Origin of the sequence: uncultured Gimesia sp. (assembly GCF_937919775.1) — a bacterium.
Lineage (GTDB): Bacteria > Planctomycetota > Planctomycetia > Planctomycetales > Planctomycetaceae > Gimesia.
In genome coordinates this window covers 1-17,261 of the sequence record NZ_CALFPF010000487.1, presented here as the reverse complement: position 1 = coordinate 17,261, position 17,261 = coordinate 1, and the positions used below count along the sequence as shown (strand labels likewise).

Sequence of the window (17,261 nt, the reverse complement as noted above, 5' to 3'; positions counted from 1 at the left end):
ATCAGCGTCTCTTCTTCACTGAAATCTTCGCTTTGTTCTAACTCAAACTCAGAATAGAGCCAGTCAGGACTGGCATCCGGAGAGTCAGCTAGAGAAAGAGCGCCAAACACAAAGACGATGTCCAGTAATATTACTGTACAGAAAGCAAACATCAACGGTTGGCGGGTATATTGAAGCATAGATAGATCGTATTTTATATTTATTACTTTGTCAATGACCGGTTTATGAACTAACTTAGAATCAGGTAGAGCAGCGGGGGGATGCCTCAGAGAATGGCAATCCTAAGTGCCTTCCAAGTCATCACTAAATCATATTTTCCCTATACCCCAGTATTCACAATAGTGAGGTGTCGTGTGAGAATATGAATAACATCAACAATCTGTGTCATATATTAAAGCATGGTCTGATAGGAATTTTTTGCAGTCTGAGTATGAAACATTGCGAAAATCACCCTGCCTGCCAAACCACCTGAAAACACTCCCATAATTAAAAATCAAACAGAGCCTGCGCTCTGGATCCCGAAAGCTTGAGGGGCTGATGAGTATTTTAAATCGTCGTAATCTGCTGTGCTGTTCTCTGATGGTCGCCAGCATGATCTGCTGTCTGAATCAAATCTGTGAAACGGCTTCTGCCCAGACGATCAAAGAAGAGTTATGTGACTGCTCACCGGAGTTAACACTGTTATTACGTGTGAACGATGTGCGGCGGACAGCCACCCTGGTGACAAAAGCCGGCGGGGAAATTGTGTACGACCCCAATCTGGGCATTGGAAACGACATTCCTTTTCTGGTGGTGAATCTCCCGCCAAGCAAATTGAACGATCAGAAATTTATTGAGTCACTCAAACTTCCTTCCGGTGTGATGGAAGAAATCAAGCCGGGAAAAATCGTGCCCCAGGCAGAACCTGCGCTGTCTGATTCGAAAGATACGAAAGTCTCCGAGCTGCAGGAAACTCCGGAAGCGGATTTTGACTCGCTGTATGTTCCCCTGGACGATATCCAGGTTCCCGCGCTCCGCAAACGTGTTGCCGGCAAAGGTCTGGGCGAAGGCACGATTGTCGCGATTATCGATACCGGCATTGATACCAGCCATCCGGTCTTTCAGGATCGCGTCATATTCTGGAACGATGCCACACGCGAAGGCCGCATGCATCTGGAACGTACCAGACAGTTGGATGGAAAAATCGAACTCGAACACGGCAAGTTCATCGACCTGCCGCCAACGATCAAAGACAATGATTATGTTTTCTTTGGTTACATTGATGAGAAAAAACTGGGCTTTCAGCAAGGCGATGTCTGGACCACTCTGGGCAAAGAAGGCGTTGATATCAACCGCAATGGAACCAAAGACGATAAATTAATGGTGGTCGTCGGCATGATTCCCAATCCGGAATTGAAAAAGGAAGAAGAGCAGAAAAAAGCGGAAGCTGAGCAAAAAGCAAAAGATCCCGAAGCCCCGCTGGTCGCAAAAAAACCGGAGCTGGACAAGCTCGATCTTCCCGAAGAATATACGCTGGCCTTTGTCGATGTGGACATGGATGGCAAATTCAGCAAAGAAGAAGCCGACACTCCCATCGTGGATTTCAATACTGCACGGAAAATGCAGAGAGACGGGCTGAAAGTTCCTTATCAGAATATGCTGGAATTTCCGTCGCGCACGAAACAAATCGCCTATCCGCTGCTGTTCCGGCCTGACGCAAAAAAACAGGTGACGGAAATCACGGTGGCCTTCGATCAACAATCACACGGGACTCACGTCGCGGGTATCGTTGCCGGTAGCGGGGTGCAGATTGAAGGTGCTGCCCCCAAAGCCGAATTGATGGCCATTAAAGTCTGTTCGGGACGCAGCTGTACCGATCAGGCGATTCTGCGCGGAATCATCGCTGCGTTTTTTAATCCCGAGGGTTATGTTCCCGATGTGGTGAATATTTCGCTGGGAAGTCACGAAGGTTATCTCAAACGTCCGCTGAGTATCCTCATTCAGGATTTATCAGCAAAATTCGGCACCACGTTTTTTGTGTCGGCTTCAAACGATGGCCCCGGCTATCGTACGATCAACGGTCTGGGAGGTTCGAGCCCTGCCGTTTTTGTCGGCGCGCATGTTTCAGCCAATACTTTGAGAGAACATTACCGTCTGGCAGAAGGCGTCAATGCCCCGGAACACGGATTGCTCTATTTTTCCTCACTGGGACCTTCCTACACCGGAGAAATGCGCCCCAACGTGGTTGCCCCCGGTTCTGCGCTTTCGTCGACGCCTTTAAACTCCGATGGATCGAGCATGTACAACGGAACCAGTATGTCTTCGCCGATTGCCGCCGGTGCTGCCGCAGCCATGTTATCTCTGGTCAAAGCCGATAAATCATATGAAGAAGTGCTGAAGCGACAGAAACTGAAAATCGAATCCATTCGCAAAAAATCTTCGGACAGTCGGTACTCGCTCACCTCACTGGCATTAAGCATGCGGCTGGCGCTGGAAAATTCGGCCACACGCATGAAAGGTTTCACCTATGCCCAGCAGGGGGCCGGCCTGATCAACATCGACAAAGCCTATTCGGAATTCCTGCGGCTGGCAAACCTGACCGTCGATCCGAAAAAACAGACGGCTGAGTTCAGCATCAATCACTATTCCAAATTTAACCGTCTCTATGACCGTTCAAACAATATTGCAGCTCACAAAAAAGTAGACCTGGATCTGAATATCGATGGCGAGGTTTCTGATCGGGGGAGTCTGTTGCTGAAAAATACGCCCGCGATTGTGAAACTGGAAAAAGTCGAGATTCAGGATAGTGACGGCTCTGTGACCATCCTGGATCTGAACGGCAACAAGGAAAAAATCCCCTTTTCGATTGCCTTGCCCGGAAAAGAAGAAGCCCAGGGCAATCAGATTTCTCTGGTGCTCTCGAACAGCAGCAAATCGTTCTTTTACAGCACGCGCAAACGCGAGATGATGGAAACCGGCAAAACGTATCTGGCTTATTACACCGTTTCACAACATGGCGAGCGGGAGTTCAGTTTCCTGGACGTCGTGCACAAACCGATTGAGCTGTCTGATCTGGAAACAGAGGTCAGTCTGCCCGGTCTGGCTCTGCGCGATTCTGAGCGGATTGCCGCTTATGTCGTGCCGCAAAAAACGATCTCGGCCGGAGCCTATCACCGTTATCCCATCGCCGTCACTCGACGGGACAGCAGTCTGACGGTAATGCTCGGCTTTGAAGCCAGCAGTTCCGGACGCCTGCTGGTCAGTGTATTCAACCCGGATGGTGAAGAAATCGGTTTTCGAGTCATTCAACAGACATCACAACTGGGTGGTGACCAGTCGAATGCCAGCCTGACCGTTTCGACCAAAGACGAAGGAATTCATGAGGTCGTCGTCAGCACCTTCAGCGGCAACTGGCTCAACGAATCCAAATACGATCTGCTGATCGAAGCGCAGCGTTTCCGCGCTTCAAATGACAAACTGGCGTTCTCCACGATTGATTCCGGAAAAGATGCCGAAAAACTGATCACGTTCTCCAACTCCTCAGGACAGGTGCAGAGCATGTCTGCCAGCCTGGGAGGCCTCACACGTGTGGTGCCGCAGGAAAACTTCCCGATCATGGCCAACTATCGCACCTTCCGAAAACTGGACATTCCCGAGTGGAGACCGGAAAGCGGTGAAAGTAACACGACAACGATCCAGCTGACATTTCCGCCCGATGATAAAAAATATGACGGCTTCAGTGGCCGCATCGATCATCGACTTTATAAAAAAGGGCCCGATGGCAAGATGGTCGAGGCTTATAAAGGTTCTTTCTATGGGCGCGGAAAATCGTTTAACAATATTCCCCGTCCGGAACCAGGCAAGCCTCACGAAACAATTTACGCGGCAGTCGATACTTACTTTACGGTCCCCGATGATGAAGGCTTAAAACACAGCCAGGGAACAATTACGCTGGACGCGTTTTTCCCGGGAATTCCCGTAAAAATGGAAGGTTCGATCGGCCTCAGCATTTTGACTGTCGGCAGGCCTGATGTGTATATCCTGCAAATTAAAGGACCAAAAAAACTGATCGATGCTTCTGCTGCCAAAACGAACAACAGCAGCTCATCGCAGGCGGTCCTGGAAATTCCGACTCAAATCGGCGGTGTCTCAAAAATCACAGTCACGCTGCCGGTCACCGTGACACCAGACATTAAATCGACTCTGGCGAAACAACTCATTCGATCCACGATCAGTATTTCGACGAGTGACTCCCGGATTTCCGATTCCATACCAATTGAAATTTCGCAATAGGTTTCCGACAGGAATTGAAACTCGCCATGACGACTCAGGCTCCCCGCACGGGCTCATCGAAAACGATTACATTCGAAGTTCAAAAAAGTCATACGATTACCTTCACCCATGAAGTCGAGATTTCTGTCTTATCGACGCCGTCTCTGATTTGGTTTCTGGAGCAGGCTGCGTTACAATTTCTTGAACCGTGGCTTGATGACAAGTCCCTGAGCGTCGGCACCCATGTAGATGTGGAGCATTTGGCTCCCACCCCCATCGGTGCCATCGTGAATTGCACGGCACGACTCATCTACCAGGATGGTCCCGTGTATCGATTCAGTGTCGAAGCACACGCAGGGCAGGAAAAAATTGCGAAGGGACTTCACTCCCGCCGCATCATCAAAGCCAGTCAATTAATCAAACGCCTACAGGCCCCATAACCGCCCCGCAGAAAGCAGAGACATGATTTTTGTCATCGCAGAGATTGAATTAGTCGAAGGAAAACAGGCCGCCTTTCTGGAAGCCTTTCATCAACTGGTTCCGCAGGTTCTGGCGGAAGAAGGCTGCATTGAATACGGGCCGGCCATCGATGAAGAAACCGATCTTCCCGCACAGATCAAGAACGGCAGTCAGATCGTGACGGTCATGGAAAAATGGGACAGCGTAGACGCGCTCAAAGCCCATCTCGTCGCTCCGCACATGAATGCTTACCGGCAGCAGGTCACCGATCTGGTGAAAGGCACAAAGCTCAAGGTTTTAAAGCCAGCCTGATTACCCTGCTGGAACCCTGTTAAGGTTTGGGGGCTACGAGTGGCTGCTCGGGCTCTGTCTGCCCGACCGGGGCCTCCATCTGAGCCGGGATCAGTTCCCCCGTCAGTTGATAGAGGTAAAATCGTACGATCGGCCGGTAAGGCGTTCCGGGTTCATCTTCGATGATTTCACGCAGGAGCGCCGTCGCCTGATCCGTCTGGCCGGCTTCGATCTCACATCGCGCGAGATTCAGTTTGAGCGGCGCCTGCTGCGACGAAAGCCCATACAGATAATTGACCACTGAAACAGCGTGTTGTGTGGGCCAGAAACTGTTGGACGGGGGTTGAATCAGCGGCAGCGTCTGCAACACGCCGGCGATGCGCGCTTCTTCAAACGCCCTGATCTCTCCTTGCCAGAGATCGAAGCTGCTTCGATAGTTTCCATTTCCCAGGTTGGTGAATGCCGCCTGTGCCCGCCAGGGAATCCGAGGATCACTCTGCGCGAGAGCCTCCAGTTGTGCTATCTGAGAATTCGCGTCTTCGGAATGTCCGACTTCCATCATAATCGTTGCTTTGAGATTTTGTGCCAATGGGTTCTGCGCGACGTAAACCGGATCATCCAGATAATGTTGTGCCAGCAAAACAAACCCGTTCTGGTACGCCTGGCTGGCCAACTGCAGACGATCTGTACCTTCGGCCTGTTGCTTATCGAGTTCCTGTGTAACCTGGTTAATTTGTGTATTGAGTTTTTCCAGATGATCGGTGTAAGCTCGCAGCCGTGCGAAGGCATCATCCGTAAGCTGCTCCTGACCTTCGACCATTTCCAGATAGGTTTTCAATTCCCGATATGCGAGATCGATCTTTCCCATGTTTGTATACAGCTCAAACAGAAACAGATGCGTGGCCGGAAAATCAGGCTCGATAATTAATGATTGATGATAGGCGTGCAGAATCTGAAAGTAGCGCATCCGATCGATGCTGACGGGTTGCCTCTGCTGATTGCGGGCCACCGGTGGTGCCATGAGCTGTGCTTCGAGACCTGCCAGATACCCATAAGCGCTGCCCAGAACCCGATAGGCTTCCGCGCTATTCGGATTTTCCACCAGGCCGCGATTTGCCAGTCGAATCGCCAGCATTGCAAAGCTGGCACCCAATTCATGATTGCCGCCGGACTGAGACATCAGCCCCAGATAATGACGGGCAGTTTGCACATCATTCTCCATATTTTCCGTTTGTGGCAGAAAATAACGACTGTAAAAAGATTTGGGCCGTGCCCAGTCTGATCGTAATTCCGGAAACTCTTTCTGTTCCCGAAAGGCGCGTTTTTGGAAATTAAGCTGGTGGTCTGTTAAAAACGCTTTGTATTTTTCGTCTGTCGTATCCGTTCTGTAAAAGACGGCGGTCACTCCGTTCAAATCGGTCAGTTGCCATTCTTTGTTGACGAGCAAATCAAAAAACGTGCGGTAATCGGGATTCATCCCGGAGAGGCGAGGAATCACATGTGAGACCTGATACTGATCGAAGGTCTTTTTCCAGACATCCGGAACGCCGCTTCCCAACTGTTCTTCGCGCTGCACTCGTAAAGCGCGGCGTGTTTTGTCATGCAGGTCGAGCAGATCGTTTTCCCCGGTTCCGGCGAACAGCGAAACCCGACTGTCAACGAATGATTTCTGATCCAGCCAGATGAGAAGATCCCCTTGTTCCAGCACAAAATGAAACGGGCGATCATCCACTGATTCGGAGAGCGCACTCTGATACCCTTCGATAGCCCGGGCGAGTGACGGGCTGAATCCGACTCCCACGGCATGACGCGTTGAAGCCTGTCCCTGAAAGCGACCGCAGACAATCAGGTAAGCCAGTACAAAAAATGTCAGCACGGTCAACGCCCGCCCGCCACGGGAAAACAGCAGTTCGGAAGTTTCCACGCTGTAGGTCTGGCGAAAAGTATCTCGATACCATTGTTGAAAATTGATATTCGCAAACACGGCACACAGGATACCTGTCACCACAAGTTCATGGCTCGCCAGAATCGACAGACCGCTGAACCCGACAAATACGAATAACTGCCCCCAGCTCATCTTCGCCTGATTCAGAATAAAACTGACAAAGGTCAGCAAAATCAAAATGAAGGCGGCAACTGTATAATGATTGAGTGACTGCCAGAACAAGGGGGATGTCATGGAAAAATAACCAAGTTCTTCCGGCCCCAGTTTTCCGAAAAACATCGATCGCAGAACCGGATAGTCAACCGTGTAATAAGTCAGGCCAGCCGTCAGAGAATGCCAGCCGGTTGGATTCAGTAAGGTGGCAATCAGACTGCCGCCCAGAACCATCCAGAGCGCTTTGTAATCGGTATCATCATTCAAAACAGACCGATTGATGAAAACCGCAACCGTCTCCCCCAGGGTGTAAAGCACCAGCAATATGACGCCCAGGAAAACCCGCGAATCAAAATTAGCCCACAATAAAAACAGAGGCACTAAAACCCATAACGCGCGGGCCGAATTCTTCTGTTGCCAGTTGTGGAGACAACGCAAAGTGAGCGCGACCCCCAGAATGGTAATGATTTCCGGTGTCACTGTGATCTGCGGAAAGCAGGCGATTAATGCGAGGACTGCGAGAATGGAACCCCACCAGGTGGAAATTTCACGCTGGCAGAGATGCACAATCACGTAAAAAGTTATGCCGAGTAACAGCATTTTGAAGAGCGTCAGACCGGTATCGCCGAAAACGCCGTAGACTCCCGACAGCGTTAAATCGAACAGCCACGCATTATTGTGCCAGGGACGATCCACGGCGGTATAAGAAAACACATCGGTCGCAGGAGGCCAGAAACCATGACTGGCCAGATACTGCCCCGTTTTGACACGCACCAGGGTTTGCGTCTCGGAGATGTACGTTGCAGCAAACAGGCACGCCAATAGAATGGCCGCCCAGCGCAACATGAAATCTCCCCGAATCGCTTCATCCTCGACCAGTTCCGGCGTCAAAGGCTCCCACTCCGGCAGCCCTTCCTCCTGGTCAGTCTCTTTCTCTATTCCAGCCCCCGACTGCTCGGAAACCGTATCCGGAATCTCATCAGGTGTGAGATTTTGATCAGGAGCAGGTTGAGAGTCATCGGCAGGGTTGTCGTCAGGCAAATCTTTGTCTGGATGATCGTTCACGGAAATACTCAAGATCTGAAATGAGGACGAAAAAGAAAAGAAAACAGCACGCTGAAACCAATTTTGGCTGGTCAACACACAGATTGTCCAGCCAAAACCAGTCATAACCAGGATCTATAAAAGATCAATCTTATCCTGCGGGAATCGTTGAATTTTCACAAACTACCCTGCTTCTTTTACGAGATCTGAACAGACACCGTTTGTTCCAAATTGGAAAAATCAACCAATCTGCGCTTTTCCAACCCAGGGCCTGAGGACTTCGGGAATCAGAATGGTACCATCTGCCTGCTGATAATTTTCCAGAACGGCGATGATCGCCCGGGCAATGGAAACTGCCGTTCCATTTAAGGTATGGACGAATTCGGTCCCTTTCTGCCCGCTGGTTTTGCAGCGGGTTCCCAGGCGTCGAGACTGGTAATCCGTGCAGTTGGAAGCAGAAGTGACTTCCCCATAATCACCCCCGTCACCGCGGCCCGGCATCCAGGCCTCCAGATCATATTTGCGGTAAGCGGGCGCGCCGAGATCTCCGGTGCAGGTATCGACCACACGATAATGCAGTCCCAGCCCCTGGAAGATTTCTTCCTCGATCCGCACAATTTCTTCATGCATCGCATCCGAGGCGGCGTTCGTCGGTTCCGTGAACGCAAACATTTCGACTTTGGTAAACTGGTGGACCCGGTAAATGCCTCGTGTCGCCTTGCCGTGTGCGCCGGCTTCGGTACGGAAACAGTGGGAGAGGCCGGCAATTTTCAGTGGCAGGTTCTCGCGTTCCAGGATCTGATCTTTCATCGATCCCCCCAGCGTAATCTCTGCCGTCGCGACTAAACTGAGATCGGTATGCTCTACGGAATAAATCTGTGTCTCATCGCCGCGGGGGTTAAAGCCGATCCCTTCCAGAATCTCTTTCTTTGCCAGGTCAGGCGTGCTGTGCAGTATAAAACCTTCCTGCACGAGTTTCTGCATGGCGTAAAAACAGAGCGCCATCTCCAGCAGCACCGCTTCATTCTTCAGATAATAAAATCCGTGTCCTGCAACCCGCGTGCCCGCTTCGAAATCAATCAGGTCATGTTTTTCGGCCAGTTGCACGTGATCCAACGGCGTAAAGTCGAACGCTGGTTTTTCGCCCCACGTGCGGACCATTGTGTTCGCTTTATCTTCTTTCCCGATGGGCACATCAGGATGTGCCAGGTTCGGCACGCGGGCCTGCTCTGATTTCAACAGCGTTTCCACTTCCCGCAGCTCGATATCCATCGCGGAAACCTGCTCGCGCAATTCCTTGCCCTGCGCGATCAACGTCTGTTTGGCATTGTTGTCCTTCTCTTTCGGAATCTGAGAGGAAACCGACTTCTGCTCCTGGCGAACCTGGTCTCCCTGAACAATCAGTTCCCGACGACGTTGATCCAGTTTTGTAAGTTGTGCGAGGTCAACTTCAATTCCACGATTGCGACAATTTTCAAGAATCGCTTCCTGATTCTCGCAGATGAACTGCAAATCCAACATAAGAAATCAACTACTCCGTGCAGAGTCCAGAAATGATAAAAAAACGGTACTTCGGCTTCAATCCGGGCGATTGGAGACCGCATCATATCCAATGACAATTTTAATGTCCAAGGGTAACGCTTTTTCGGTTCAAAAAACGGATGTTCTAAGCGGAATAGAGCAAATTTTCCTGTTACATCGATTAAGGACGACCTGTCTTCCCCGCATCAAAGACGATTTGTCCGTCCACCACCGTCAAAAGAGGCTTGATCTGCCGAATCTCATTTTCGGGACACGTCAGATAATCGCGGTCCAGTACCACCAGATCTGCCAGCTTTCCCGGTTCCAGAGTCCCCTTCACTTTTTCTTCGAAACTGATATAGGCGGCGTCAATTGTCATGCAGCGCAGGGCCTGTTCGCGGGTTAATTTCTGATGTGCCCCAAAAACGTTTCCGTCGATGTCGCGTCGGCTGACGGCAATATACAGCGCCAGAAACGGGTTGAAGGCATTCATCGAATGATCGGGGTCAAAGCCGTTCATGTGATCGCTGTTAATTGCAATCGGAACTCCTCCATCGACAAAAGTCTTGAGCCCCATAAACCGATTGACCCAGGCAGGACCATAAATCTGGTTGATGGCATCCGCATCGCGATAGAACAGATAAGTCTGCGTATCATAACAGACCCCCAGCGCCTTCGAACGCTCGACTGATTCCTGCGTGGGAAAATACGCGTGTGTGATACAAAACCGGCGGTCCTTCACAGGCAGACGTTGATTCACATTTTCCAGCGCCGTCAATATTTCATTGACGCTGCCATCCCCCGTCGCATGGCAGCACATCTGCCAGCCCAGCTTCTGACCGGCTTCAAAAACTTGTTCCATCAATTCCCGCGAATAAGCGAGGTCGCCCCGATAGTCGGCGTCCTGCAGCACATAAAACTGCCGACGTTTCTCACCATAAGGCTCCGAGAGGCGGGTGTTCCCCCAATGAATGCCACCGTCAACGGAAATTTTCAAAGGCCCGACACGCACCCAGTCATCACCGTCGCCGGTGATCAGCCCCAGTTTTTTTGTAAACGCTTCGACCGCGGCAGCACTGCGGACCTGCTGGCGAATCGTCATCGTCATCCGCACCGTCAGTTCCTTCTGCTCTTTCAGCAGTTCGTATTCACGGTACTCTTCCACTCCCGAGCCTCGTTCCAGAATACTGGTAATGCCGACCGAATTATAAATCGCATGCAGTTTTTTCAACGCTTCGCGCGTCGCTTCAGGCGAAACGGTTTGCTTTGGGATCAGTTTTTGAATTGCCCCGCCGCCCCCTTCCATCATTAACGGCTTGCCGTTGTCATCAAAAACAATCCGCGCCCCTGCCAGCGTGTCCTTGTCACTTTTGATTCCCAATAATTCAAAGCCCAGTGTATTCAACACATCTTTGCGGGCGATATTCATATGCACGGGGTGCGTCGCGCAGGCGACATCCAGTTCGGCAGGTGTCGGATGACGGCGTTCTTTCAAACGCGTGATATCCGTCCGAGGCACCGTGATCCAGCGGCCTTTCGGAACTTCTTTGACTTTCTCCCGAATCCAGGCCTGAATCTCAGACACGGAATTCAGCTCCTGATGCGGTTGAATCAATTCGCCACGTGCCGCGCGTAAGGCATGCACATGAGATTCGATCAACCCCGGTATGACCGTCTTGCCCTCCAGAGAAATCACTTTTGTCTGATCTCCCTGATACGGCTGCATGTCAGCATCGCTGCCGACTGCCAGGATCTTTCCGTCGCGCAGGGCAATCGCTTCCACGATCCGCGACTGATCATCAAGCGTGATCACTTTGCCATTTTTAAAAATTGTCGTTGCGGTTTCAGCCGACAGGACACTCACCATCGAACACAAGACGAGAGCAACGCAGACGGGACGGGATAAGTTCCTGACGGGGACAAGCATGTTGACTCCAGGCGGTAATTCAGGTGGGAGGAAAATGCAGGACAGAATATTGCCTGACGGAAACCCGTTTCACGGAACGTTCAAGCCATCAACATTCATTGATCCATACAGTCTACCCGGCTCACCACGCGGTCGGCAACAAACGTGGGTCGATTTTCAGAGCTTTGCAGTACTCGTGATCACGGTCTTCATTCGAAATCCGCTTTTGAGAATCGAGTCGGCTTCAAAAAAGGCGGATCGGACAGTACCGACTGTTCGACAGGATCTCAGACAGAAACGGCAGCGCAAGGCGAAACGGGAAAACGTTCTCCCGCATTTGCAGGCAAGCAAGGTTTCAATCTGAACCTTGCGCCTGCAGACAGGAGAACCATTTCCATCGTCAAACGGCATTATTTGAGCGAGCCGTCTGTTGTTGCTTATTCAGGCAGAGGCAGCATTTCGCCGTGAATCGGCCCTGTGCTCTTTACCTGGTAGCGATCATAATCATAACGTGGCTGGAGCCCTGTTCGCATCCGGGCATCACAGCGTCTGCCGCGATACATATGATACGAATAACGGGGCCAAGGATACGTGCTTGCCTCATATTGGCGTCCGCGGTTCTCTTCTTCACACAGTTCACACAGGGAAAGAAATAATCGGCCACCGCCAGCCTGCGTCGTTTGTACGGCGGGACCAAACATTCCCAGTAAAACGGTCAGAGCAAATAACTTGATCTGCAATCCCTTCATCGAACTCTCCCTTCCCTGGTCCTGTGTGATGAAAATGCGAGAACCACACTTCACATTCATCATCGGATCAGAACGATACCGGAAATGAGAGTCCAATCCCTGTCTGCTGAATCCTCTGCAAATTCGAATTCAGATTGTAAGGATTATTCCGTCTCTGGCAATTATATCCATCTCTCAGGCAAGTCCGCGGGCTTTTTTCTTGGAGGCAATGATGTCATCCAGGATCGCATCCAGCTTCACCTGCGGCTTGCGCTTCAGTGTCGTTTCCAGACGCCCCAGATCGGGAACCCGACGCTGGACATCCTCGAAATCTTCATTATAAGCTTTGTTATAAGGGAGATACTCGATTTTGACGGCAGGGTCGATCTTCTCGATAATCGCTTCCGCCAGTCCCCGAATCGAAACCGGCTCATCACTGCCGATGTTATATACCTGCCCTTTCGCGGAATCCAGATCGGTCAGATCAATCACACAGTCCACGATTTCTGCGACGTGTCCGAAACAACGCACCTGACTGCCGTCATCGAAGACGACAACCGGTCCACCATCCAGGGCCTGATCAATAAAGCGGGGAATCACCATGCCATACTGTCCCACCTGACGTGGTCCCACGACATTAAAGAAACGGCCGATACGTACATCCAAACCGTATTTCTGATGATACGCGAGTGCCAGGAATTCATCGATGGCTTTCGACGCACCATAGGCCCAGCGGGGCCGCGTGGTCGGGCCGAAATGCAGATCGTCTTCTTCCGTCCAGCGTTCTTTGGGGTTTTTCCCATAGACTTCACTCGTGGAAGCCAGGAAAAACTTTTGACCGCCATTCACCGCGTGTCGCAACAAAACTTCGGTCGGATAAATATTCGTTTCGATGGTGCGGACCGGGTTATCGGCGACCAGTTTCACGCCCACCGCAGCCGCCAGGTGATAAATCGTATCGACCCCCTGCACCATTTCCGACATCAGCACCGGATCGGTGATCGAACCGGTACGAAACGTGAATTGGGGGTGATCGATAATGCCATCCAGATTCCGCAGAAATCCGGTCGAGAGGTCATCGACGGCGGTAACTTGATGTCCCTGCAGAATTAATTGCTCACAGAGATGACTGCCAATAAATCCGGCACCACCGGTGACCAGGCAATAAGACATAAATCAAATCTTTCTCAAAGATAAGGAAAAAACCGCAGAAACGCAATATTCGGTCCAAAGGCATGGAAGGCTTAAAACAGTTTACACGCTAGAGTTGCATTTCGCTACGAACCTGCCATAATACGTACGTGTCATTCACAATGACGCAAGAAATTGATCGGTTTTACCGATAGAATTCAAAATTCCGGGCGATTAGCTCAGTTGGTTAGAGCATCTCGTTTACACCGAGAGGGTCGGGGGTTCGAGTCCCTCATCGCCCACTTTCTTTTCACGCGTACAGTCGTAAGGCCCCGCATTCGCTAGTATAGCAGTGTCGGGGCTTTTTTTGTGTTCACTACGTTTGCGAGGCTGATCTGGTGTACCCGGGGGTGTACTGCACGCAATTATGCAGCGCTCCTGAGAAGCCTTTTCGTAATGCTCGTCAGTGATTTGCAGATAGTGTTTCATCGCTACCGGGATACTGTTTCCCAGCCATTCACAGACAACATGAGTGGGGTAATCGTTACAAAGTTCCGTTTCCCGGCTGGCTCGCATATTCTGAAATAATTTCGGCCACTGCTTCAGGCCTGCACGCTTGATAATCTTCTCGAATGTCGTTCTGAGATTCTGTTTCGGATCACGGTAACGAGTGATTACATACTCTGACTTCTCCCCGTTCAACTGGAAACAGTCTTCAAGGTATGGTACCAGTTCAGGGAATAGGGGAATCACTCTCGAATCCTTCCCGGCATGGTGGGCTGTCTTCGGACTCGTCACCAATAACCGGCCAGTCTCATAATTGATATCAGTCCATTTCAGCAACAGAACCTCTGAGGGGCATCTCAAACCACCGTAACGGCTCAAGGCAATGATCATTCGCCAGTCGGCATCTGGGGCCGCGTCAATCACTTTCTTTGCGTCTGCCTGCGTTATGAAGTGTTCCCGGGATTTATTAGCCTGCACCGATGCTGCCAGCTCTGCAAACGGATTAGAGGGTATCAGCTTCTTTTTGACAGCATGTCTGAAAAACTGCTTCGCAATCCCTGAACGTCGTCTAATTGTGTTCGGTGAGAGCTTCTGTTCTTTAAGATACAGGCACCATTCATCGGCATCGGCTTCTGTAATGTCTCCCAGTCTGGTATCACTCCCGAAATAGTCCTTCAGGTTTCGGATCGTATGACCATAGACCGTCTGAGTAGCTCCTTTGACGTCTGTTCTCAATTCAGTGTACTCTTTGAGAAAGCCTTCCAGAGTGGCAGTAGCACCCGGGGAAATCAGATCAACCTTTGCTAGTTTCTCCAGCATCTTTGAATCGAGACTTTCCACCCATTGCTGAGTCTCTGTATCAACTGGCTGTTTCGTCTTAGTTGCTGTGATAAGGCGCTCAATCTTTAGTTTCAGTGCGTTAGCTGACTGCTTATCCATTGTCCCGAGTCTGAGAGTACGCCGCCTGCCGCTGGAGTCCACAAACTGCAATGTTTTACGCTTGCCTGGATTGCTGATAATAGTCGCCATAATTCTGGCTTTCTTTTTTAGTGGTCCAGTTTCCAAGATCGGTTTAACTACCGTTCTCGAATTTTTATCAGCTCAATGATTCTCAGAGAAACAAAACAGGATCGACATTTACGTATTTATCATGTCGGAATTTTATCATACTGTGAACCAATCGACGTTTTAAATATTGTTTCTCGGACATAAAGATACCGATTCGTAAACGTTGAAGGTGTCGCGTCTGATCAGAAAAAATGACAGAAATAACTAAATTGAAGGGAATTCGTATCGAATGGTAACCGCCAGCAGGCGAGCATGAGAAATGGGGGAGCTGAATTTTGGTATAACCGTTGAAGAATATTAAGCCTTCCCTCGCGCGCGCGACGTAAATCCACAGGTTCTACCTGGTTGAGAGGCTTTAATACAACGCCCCCCCAAACCCCCCGGTATGATAATTGAAATCCAAGCATGATCAATACTCCTGTTCTTCATCGGGCTCTGGTTTCTCTAATTGTTTCGCAGATACGACACGGATACAGCCTCTGCTGAAGATGTGATGTACTTCCAGATGCGCCACAGTCCCAAGCTTTCGCACCACCCACAGATCTGCAGGAGGCATATGCCTTGAGACTTCGCACGTTTCAAATTGCCCTCTGTACTGGTTTCGTAGTTTCAAATCTGTTTTTTTGCTCATTGATCTTCCTTAACGTTGATTACTTTCGTGCCTTCAAACCGACGATCCTTAGCCTGCACTCTGATCACTGTGCCGCTGAAAACTCTGCTGAAAGTTCTGTCGTCGAACACTTCTGTGAATTGATCGTGATCCAGGTTGGTAGTCAGTACAGTTGGTTTTCCGTTACGTAAATCGATAATGTTGTTAAAGACTTCCCGCTGTGCTTCGGTCGGAGCCTTTACCCCGACGTCATCCAGGCACAGCAGGTCAGCCCCTTGAATCTTGCGATAGATCGACTGTTCAAACTCTTCTAACGTCCCGCCATCTGGACGGGGAACGGTGATGCTTTTTGTCCGCGAGAACCGGCAGTCCATCACCCGTGAAAGCAGGTCGCCAGAATTACGCCACAGCGCATGTTTACGCCATCCGCGATAGATGCAGGCCATTGCACATGACTTTCCAAGACCAACCTTCCCGACCAAAACGACTGGCCATTTCTGGTGTATCAGAGCCTCTACAAGCGCTTCTGCCATGTGATCAGAGACTTTCCACCAGTTGGCATGTGCAACCCCCTTGGGATGTAGCCTGTCGCCGCGTGGATTAGTCAAATAGGCTATGACCCGTTGACTGGGATTCAACTCTTGCTGGGTCATGTCTGCGGCCTCCGTTTTCGTTTCGCTCATAATTGCCGTCCAGAATTTTTAAAACGTTCCATTCGCTATTTTTCTTCCCGAACAACCAGGAGAATTTGAACCATCCATTTCCGTGCAGAAATGTGCCATCGCGTATTTTGGCCATCAGATGCGGAATGTCCGCGAAAGCCGCCTTGAGTTCAGGAGTTCGTTGAACTTTCTTCCAGCCTGTGATGATTGAATCAGACCTGTGGTTGCTGACCTGCGGTGCAATGCTTTTGGGAAGTTCGTTCCACGAGTCGAGCAGGAAATTCAACTGGTCTTCGTTTGGAAGCGAGGGAGAGCAGTCGCCAGACTGCGTTTCTTTTTTCTCTTTTTCTTTTACTTCTTCTCTTCTCTTCTCTTCTCTTCTCTTCTCTTCTCTGGTTCCCGTGGGTTTCAGTTGGGTTATTGCTGGGTTTCGACTGGGTTTAGATTGGGTTTTTCTTCGGCCTGCCACCTTTTTTCCCATTCTCCCATGAGTTAACGAGTTGCGCGTTATGCTCTGCAAACTTGGGCACGTCGTACCCGGTTTCCGTTTTTTCGATCCATTCAGATTCAAGCAAAGAAGATTCGAGCAATTCGGCGTCTCCGTCGTATCTGCAGAGCGCTTTCAGTCCTGGGTTTTGCATGGGTTCGATCTGGGTTTTCTTCCGGTTATTGCAATGAGACAGGATGCGTATGACGTACATCGGCGCCATCTCGTCCCCGCCAAGCAGGTCAACCAGCATTCGCGTTCGCCAGTGCTCAATAAAGTCAGGCTGTATGATCACAGTGTTTGCTTCCGTTCAATGTTTTACAGATCTCTCCATATTGCCGTGCTCCAAAATGAGCCAGCTTCCCACCACCCGAGACAGCCCGATACAGCGTTACTGGGACTTGCTGCATTACCCAGTTTGAATCCGTGATCTCATATCTTCCTTCCTCGTCCGAAACTTCCTTTTGATCGTAGTCACTCGGGGCTGTTCTCGTTTGT

General features: G+C 50.4%; 14 protein-coding genes and 1 tRNA gene. 4 read left to right on the top strand and 11 right to left on the bottom strand.

All coding sequences use genetic code 11. The annotated features are described in order from the left end of the window. The first annotated feature begins 537 nt into the window (after nt 1–537). The 3 genes from Q0294_RS13900 to Q0294_RS13890 are packed head-to-tail and all read left to right on the top strand — an operon-like array spanning nt 538 to nt 5,022. Nucleotides 538–4,272, top strand: coding sequence for a S8 family serine peptidase (locus tag Q0294_RS13900; protein WP_299466436.1), 3,735 nt, complete (start codon nt 538–540; stop codon nt 4,270–4,272). A gap of 14 nt (nt 4,273–4,286) precedes the next feature. Then, complete coding sequence (locus tag Q0294_RS13895) at nt 4,287–4,691, top strand: hypothetical protein (RefSeq protein WP_299466433.1); 405 nt, start codon at nt 4,287–4,289, stop codon at nt 4,689–4,691. Between the two features lie 22 nt (nt 4,692–4,713). Then, complete coding sequence (locus Q0294_RS13890) at nt 4,714–5,022, top strand: putative quinol monooxygenase (protein WP_299466430.1); 309 nt, start codon at nt 4,714–4,716, stop codon at nt 5,020–5,022. 19 nt (nt 5,023–5,041) lie between these two features. Here Q0294_RS13890 and Q0294_RS13885 read toward each other — a convergent pair whose 3' ends face one another. The 5 genes from Q0294_RS13885 to Q0294_RS13865 form a co-directional block, all read right to left on the bottom strand. Continuing rightward, nucleotides 5,042–8,164, bottom strand: a complete 3,123-nt coding sequence (locus Q0294_RS13885) for a tetratricopeptide repeat protein (RefSeq protein WP_299466427.1) — start codon at nt 8,162–8,164, stop codon at nt 5,042–5,044. Nucleotides 8,165–8,383: 219 nt separating this feature from the next. Then, nucleotides 8,384–9,664 (bottom strand): serine--tRNA ligase, encoded by a 1,281-nt coding sequence (gene serS / locus Q0294_RS13880; protein ID WP_299466424.1) that lies wholly within the window; start codon nt 9,662–9,664, stop codon nt 8,384–8,386. A gap of 181 nt (nt 9,665–9,845) precedes the next feature. Further along, nucleotides 9,846–11,591 carry an amidohydrolase gene (locus tag Q0294_RS13875; protein ID WP_299466421.1) on the bottom strand — a complete coding sequence of 582 codons (1,746 nt, stop codon included), beginning with the start codon at nt 11,589–11,591 and terminating at the stop codon, nt 9,846–9,848. 416 nt (nt 11,592–12,007) lie between these two features. After that, nucleotides 12,008–12,319 (bottom strand): hypothetical protein, encoded by a 312-nt coding sequence (locus tag Q0294_RS13870; RefSeq protein WP_299466418.1) that lies wholly within the window; start codon nt 12,317–12,319, stop codon nt 12,008–12,010. Between the two features lie 174 nt (nt 12,320–12,493). Further along, nucleotides 12,494–13,471, bottom strand: a complete 978-nt coding sequence (locus Q0294_RS13865; protein WP_299466415.1) for an NAD(P)-dependent oxidoreductase — start codon at nt 13,469–13,471, stop codon at nt 12,494–12,496. 186 nt (nt 13,472–13,657) lie between these two features. On the opposite strand from Q0294_RS13865, the gene Q0294_RS13860 reads away from it, so the two are divergent. Beyond that, nucleotides 13,658–13,731: transfer RNA gene (locus tag Q0294_RS13860), tRNA-Val, on the top strand. Here Q0294_RS13860 and Q0294_RS23430 read toward each other — a convergent pair. The 6 genes from Q0294_RS23430 to Q0294_RS13835 all read right to left on the bottom strand — a co-directional run. After that, nucleotides 13,691–14,755: a site-specific integrase gene (locus Q0294_RS23430; RefSeq protein ID WP_366917976.1), complete on the bottom strand. Its 1,065-nt coding sequence runs from the start codon at nt 14,753–14,755 to the stop codon at nt 13,691–13,693. The two genes, Q0294_RS13860 and Q0294_RS23430, sit on opposite strands and share 41 nt — an antisense overlap. A gap of 658 nt (nt 14,756–15,413) precedes the next feature. Then, the gene (locus tag Q0294_RS13855; protein WP_299466412.1) at nt 15,414–15,635 is read right to left on the bottom strand and encodes a hypothetical protein; all 222 of its coding nucleotides are present in this window, start codon (nt 15,633–15,635) and stop codon (nt 15,414–15,416) included. Further along, a complete protein-coding gene (locus tag Q0294_RS13850; protein WP_299466409.1) occupies nt 15,632–16,267 on the bottom strand; it encodes a DnaA/Hda family protein in 636 nt (211 codons plus the stop codon). Before Q0294_RS13850 ends, Q0294_RS13855 begins: the two co-directional genes overlap by 4 nt. Beyond that, nucleotides 16,215–16,745 (bottom strand): hypothetical protein, encoded by a 531-nt coding sequence (locus Q0294_RS13845; RefSeq protein ID WP_299466406.1) that lies wholly within the window; start codon nt 16,743–16,745, stop codon nt 16,215–16,217. The genes Q0294_RS13850 and Q0294_RS13845 overlap by 53 nt, the downstream gene beginning before the upstream one ends. Further along, nucleotides 16,717–17,016 (bottom strand): hypothetical protein, encoded by a 300-nt coding sequence (locus Q0294_RS13840; protein WP_299466403.1) that lies wholly within the window; start codon nt 17,014–17,016, stop codon nt 16,717–16,719. Before Q0294_RS13840 ends, Q0294_RS13845 begins: the two co-directional genes overlap by 29 nt. A 25-nt stretch (nt 17,017–17,041) precedes the next feature. Further along, on the bottom strand, nt 17,042–17,261 hold a 220-nt coding region (locus Q0294_RS13835), incomplete at its 5' end, for a hypothetical protein (protein WP_299466400.1).

Bases quoted from the DNA above. Each gene is read 5' to 3' on its own strand.
- Q0294_RS13900 (WP_299466436.1), top strand. From the start codon at position 538: ATGAGTATTTTAAATCGTCGTAATCTGCTGTGCTGTTCTCTGATGGTC.
- Q0294_RS13890 (WP_299466430.1), top strand. From the start codon at position 4,714: ATGATTTTTGTCATCGCAGAGATTGAATTAGTCGAAGGAAAACAGGCC.
- serS (WP_299466424.1), bottom strand. From the start codon at position 9,664: ATGTTGGATTTGCAGTTCATCTGCGAGAATCAGGAAGCGATTCTTGAA.
- Q0294_RS13875 (WP_299466421.1), bottom strand. From the start codon at position 11,591: ATGCTTGTCCCCGTCAGGAACTTATCCCGTCCCGTCTGCGTTGCTCTC.
- Q0294_RS13870 (WP_299466418.1), bottom strand. From the start codon at position 12,319: ATGAAGGGATTGCAGATCAAGTTATTTGCTCTGACCGTTTTACTGGGA.
- Q0294_RS13865 (WP_299466415.1), bottom strand. From the start codon at position 13,471: ATGTCTTATTGCCTGGTCACCGGTGGTGCCGGATTTATTGGCAGTCAT.
- Q0294_RS23430 (WP_366917976.1), bottom strand. From the start codon at position 14,755: ATGCTGGAGAAACTAGCAAAGGTTGATCTGATTTCCCCGGGTGCTACT.
- Q0294_RS13855 (WP_299466412.1), bottom strand. From the start codon at position 15,635: ATGAGCAAAAAAACAGATTTGAAACTACGAAACCAGTACAGAGGGCAA.
- Q0294_RS13850 (WP_299466409.1), bottom strand. From the start codon at position 16,267: ATGACCCAGCAAGAGTTGAATCCCAGTCAACGGGTCATAGCCTATTTG.
- Q0294_RS13840 (WP_299466403.1), bottom strand. From the start codon at position 17,016: ATGCTGGTTGACCTGCTTGGCGGGGACGAGATGGCGCCGATGTACGTC.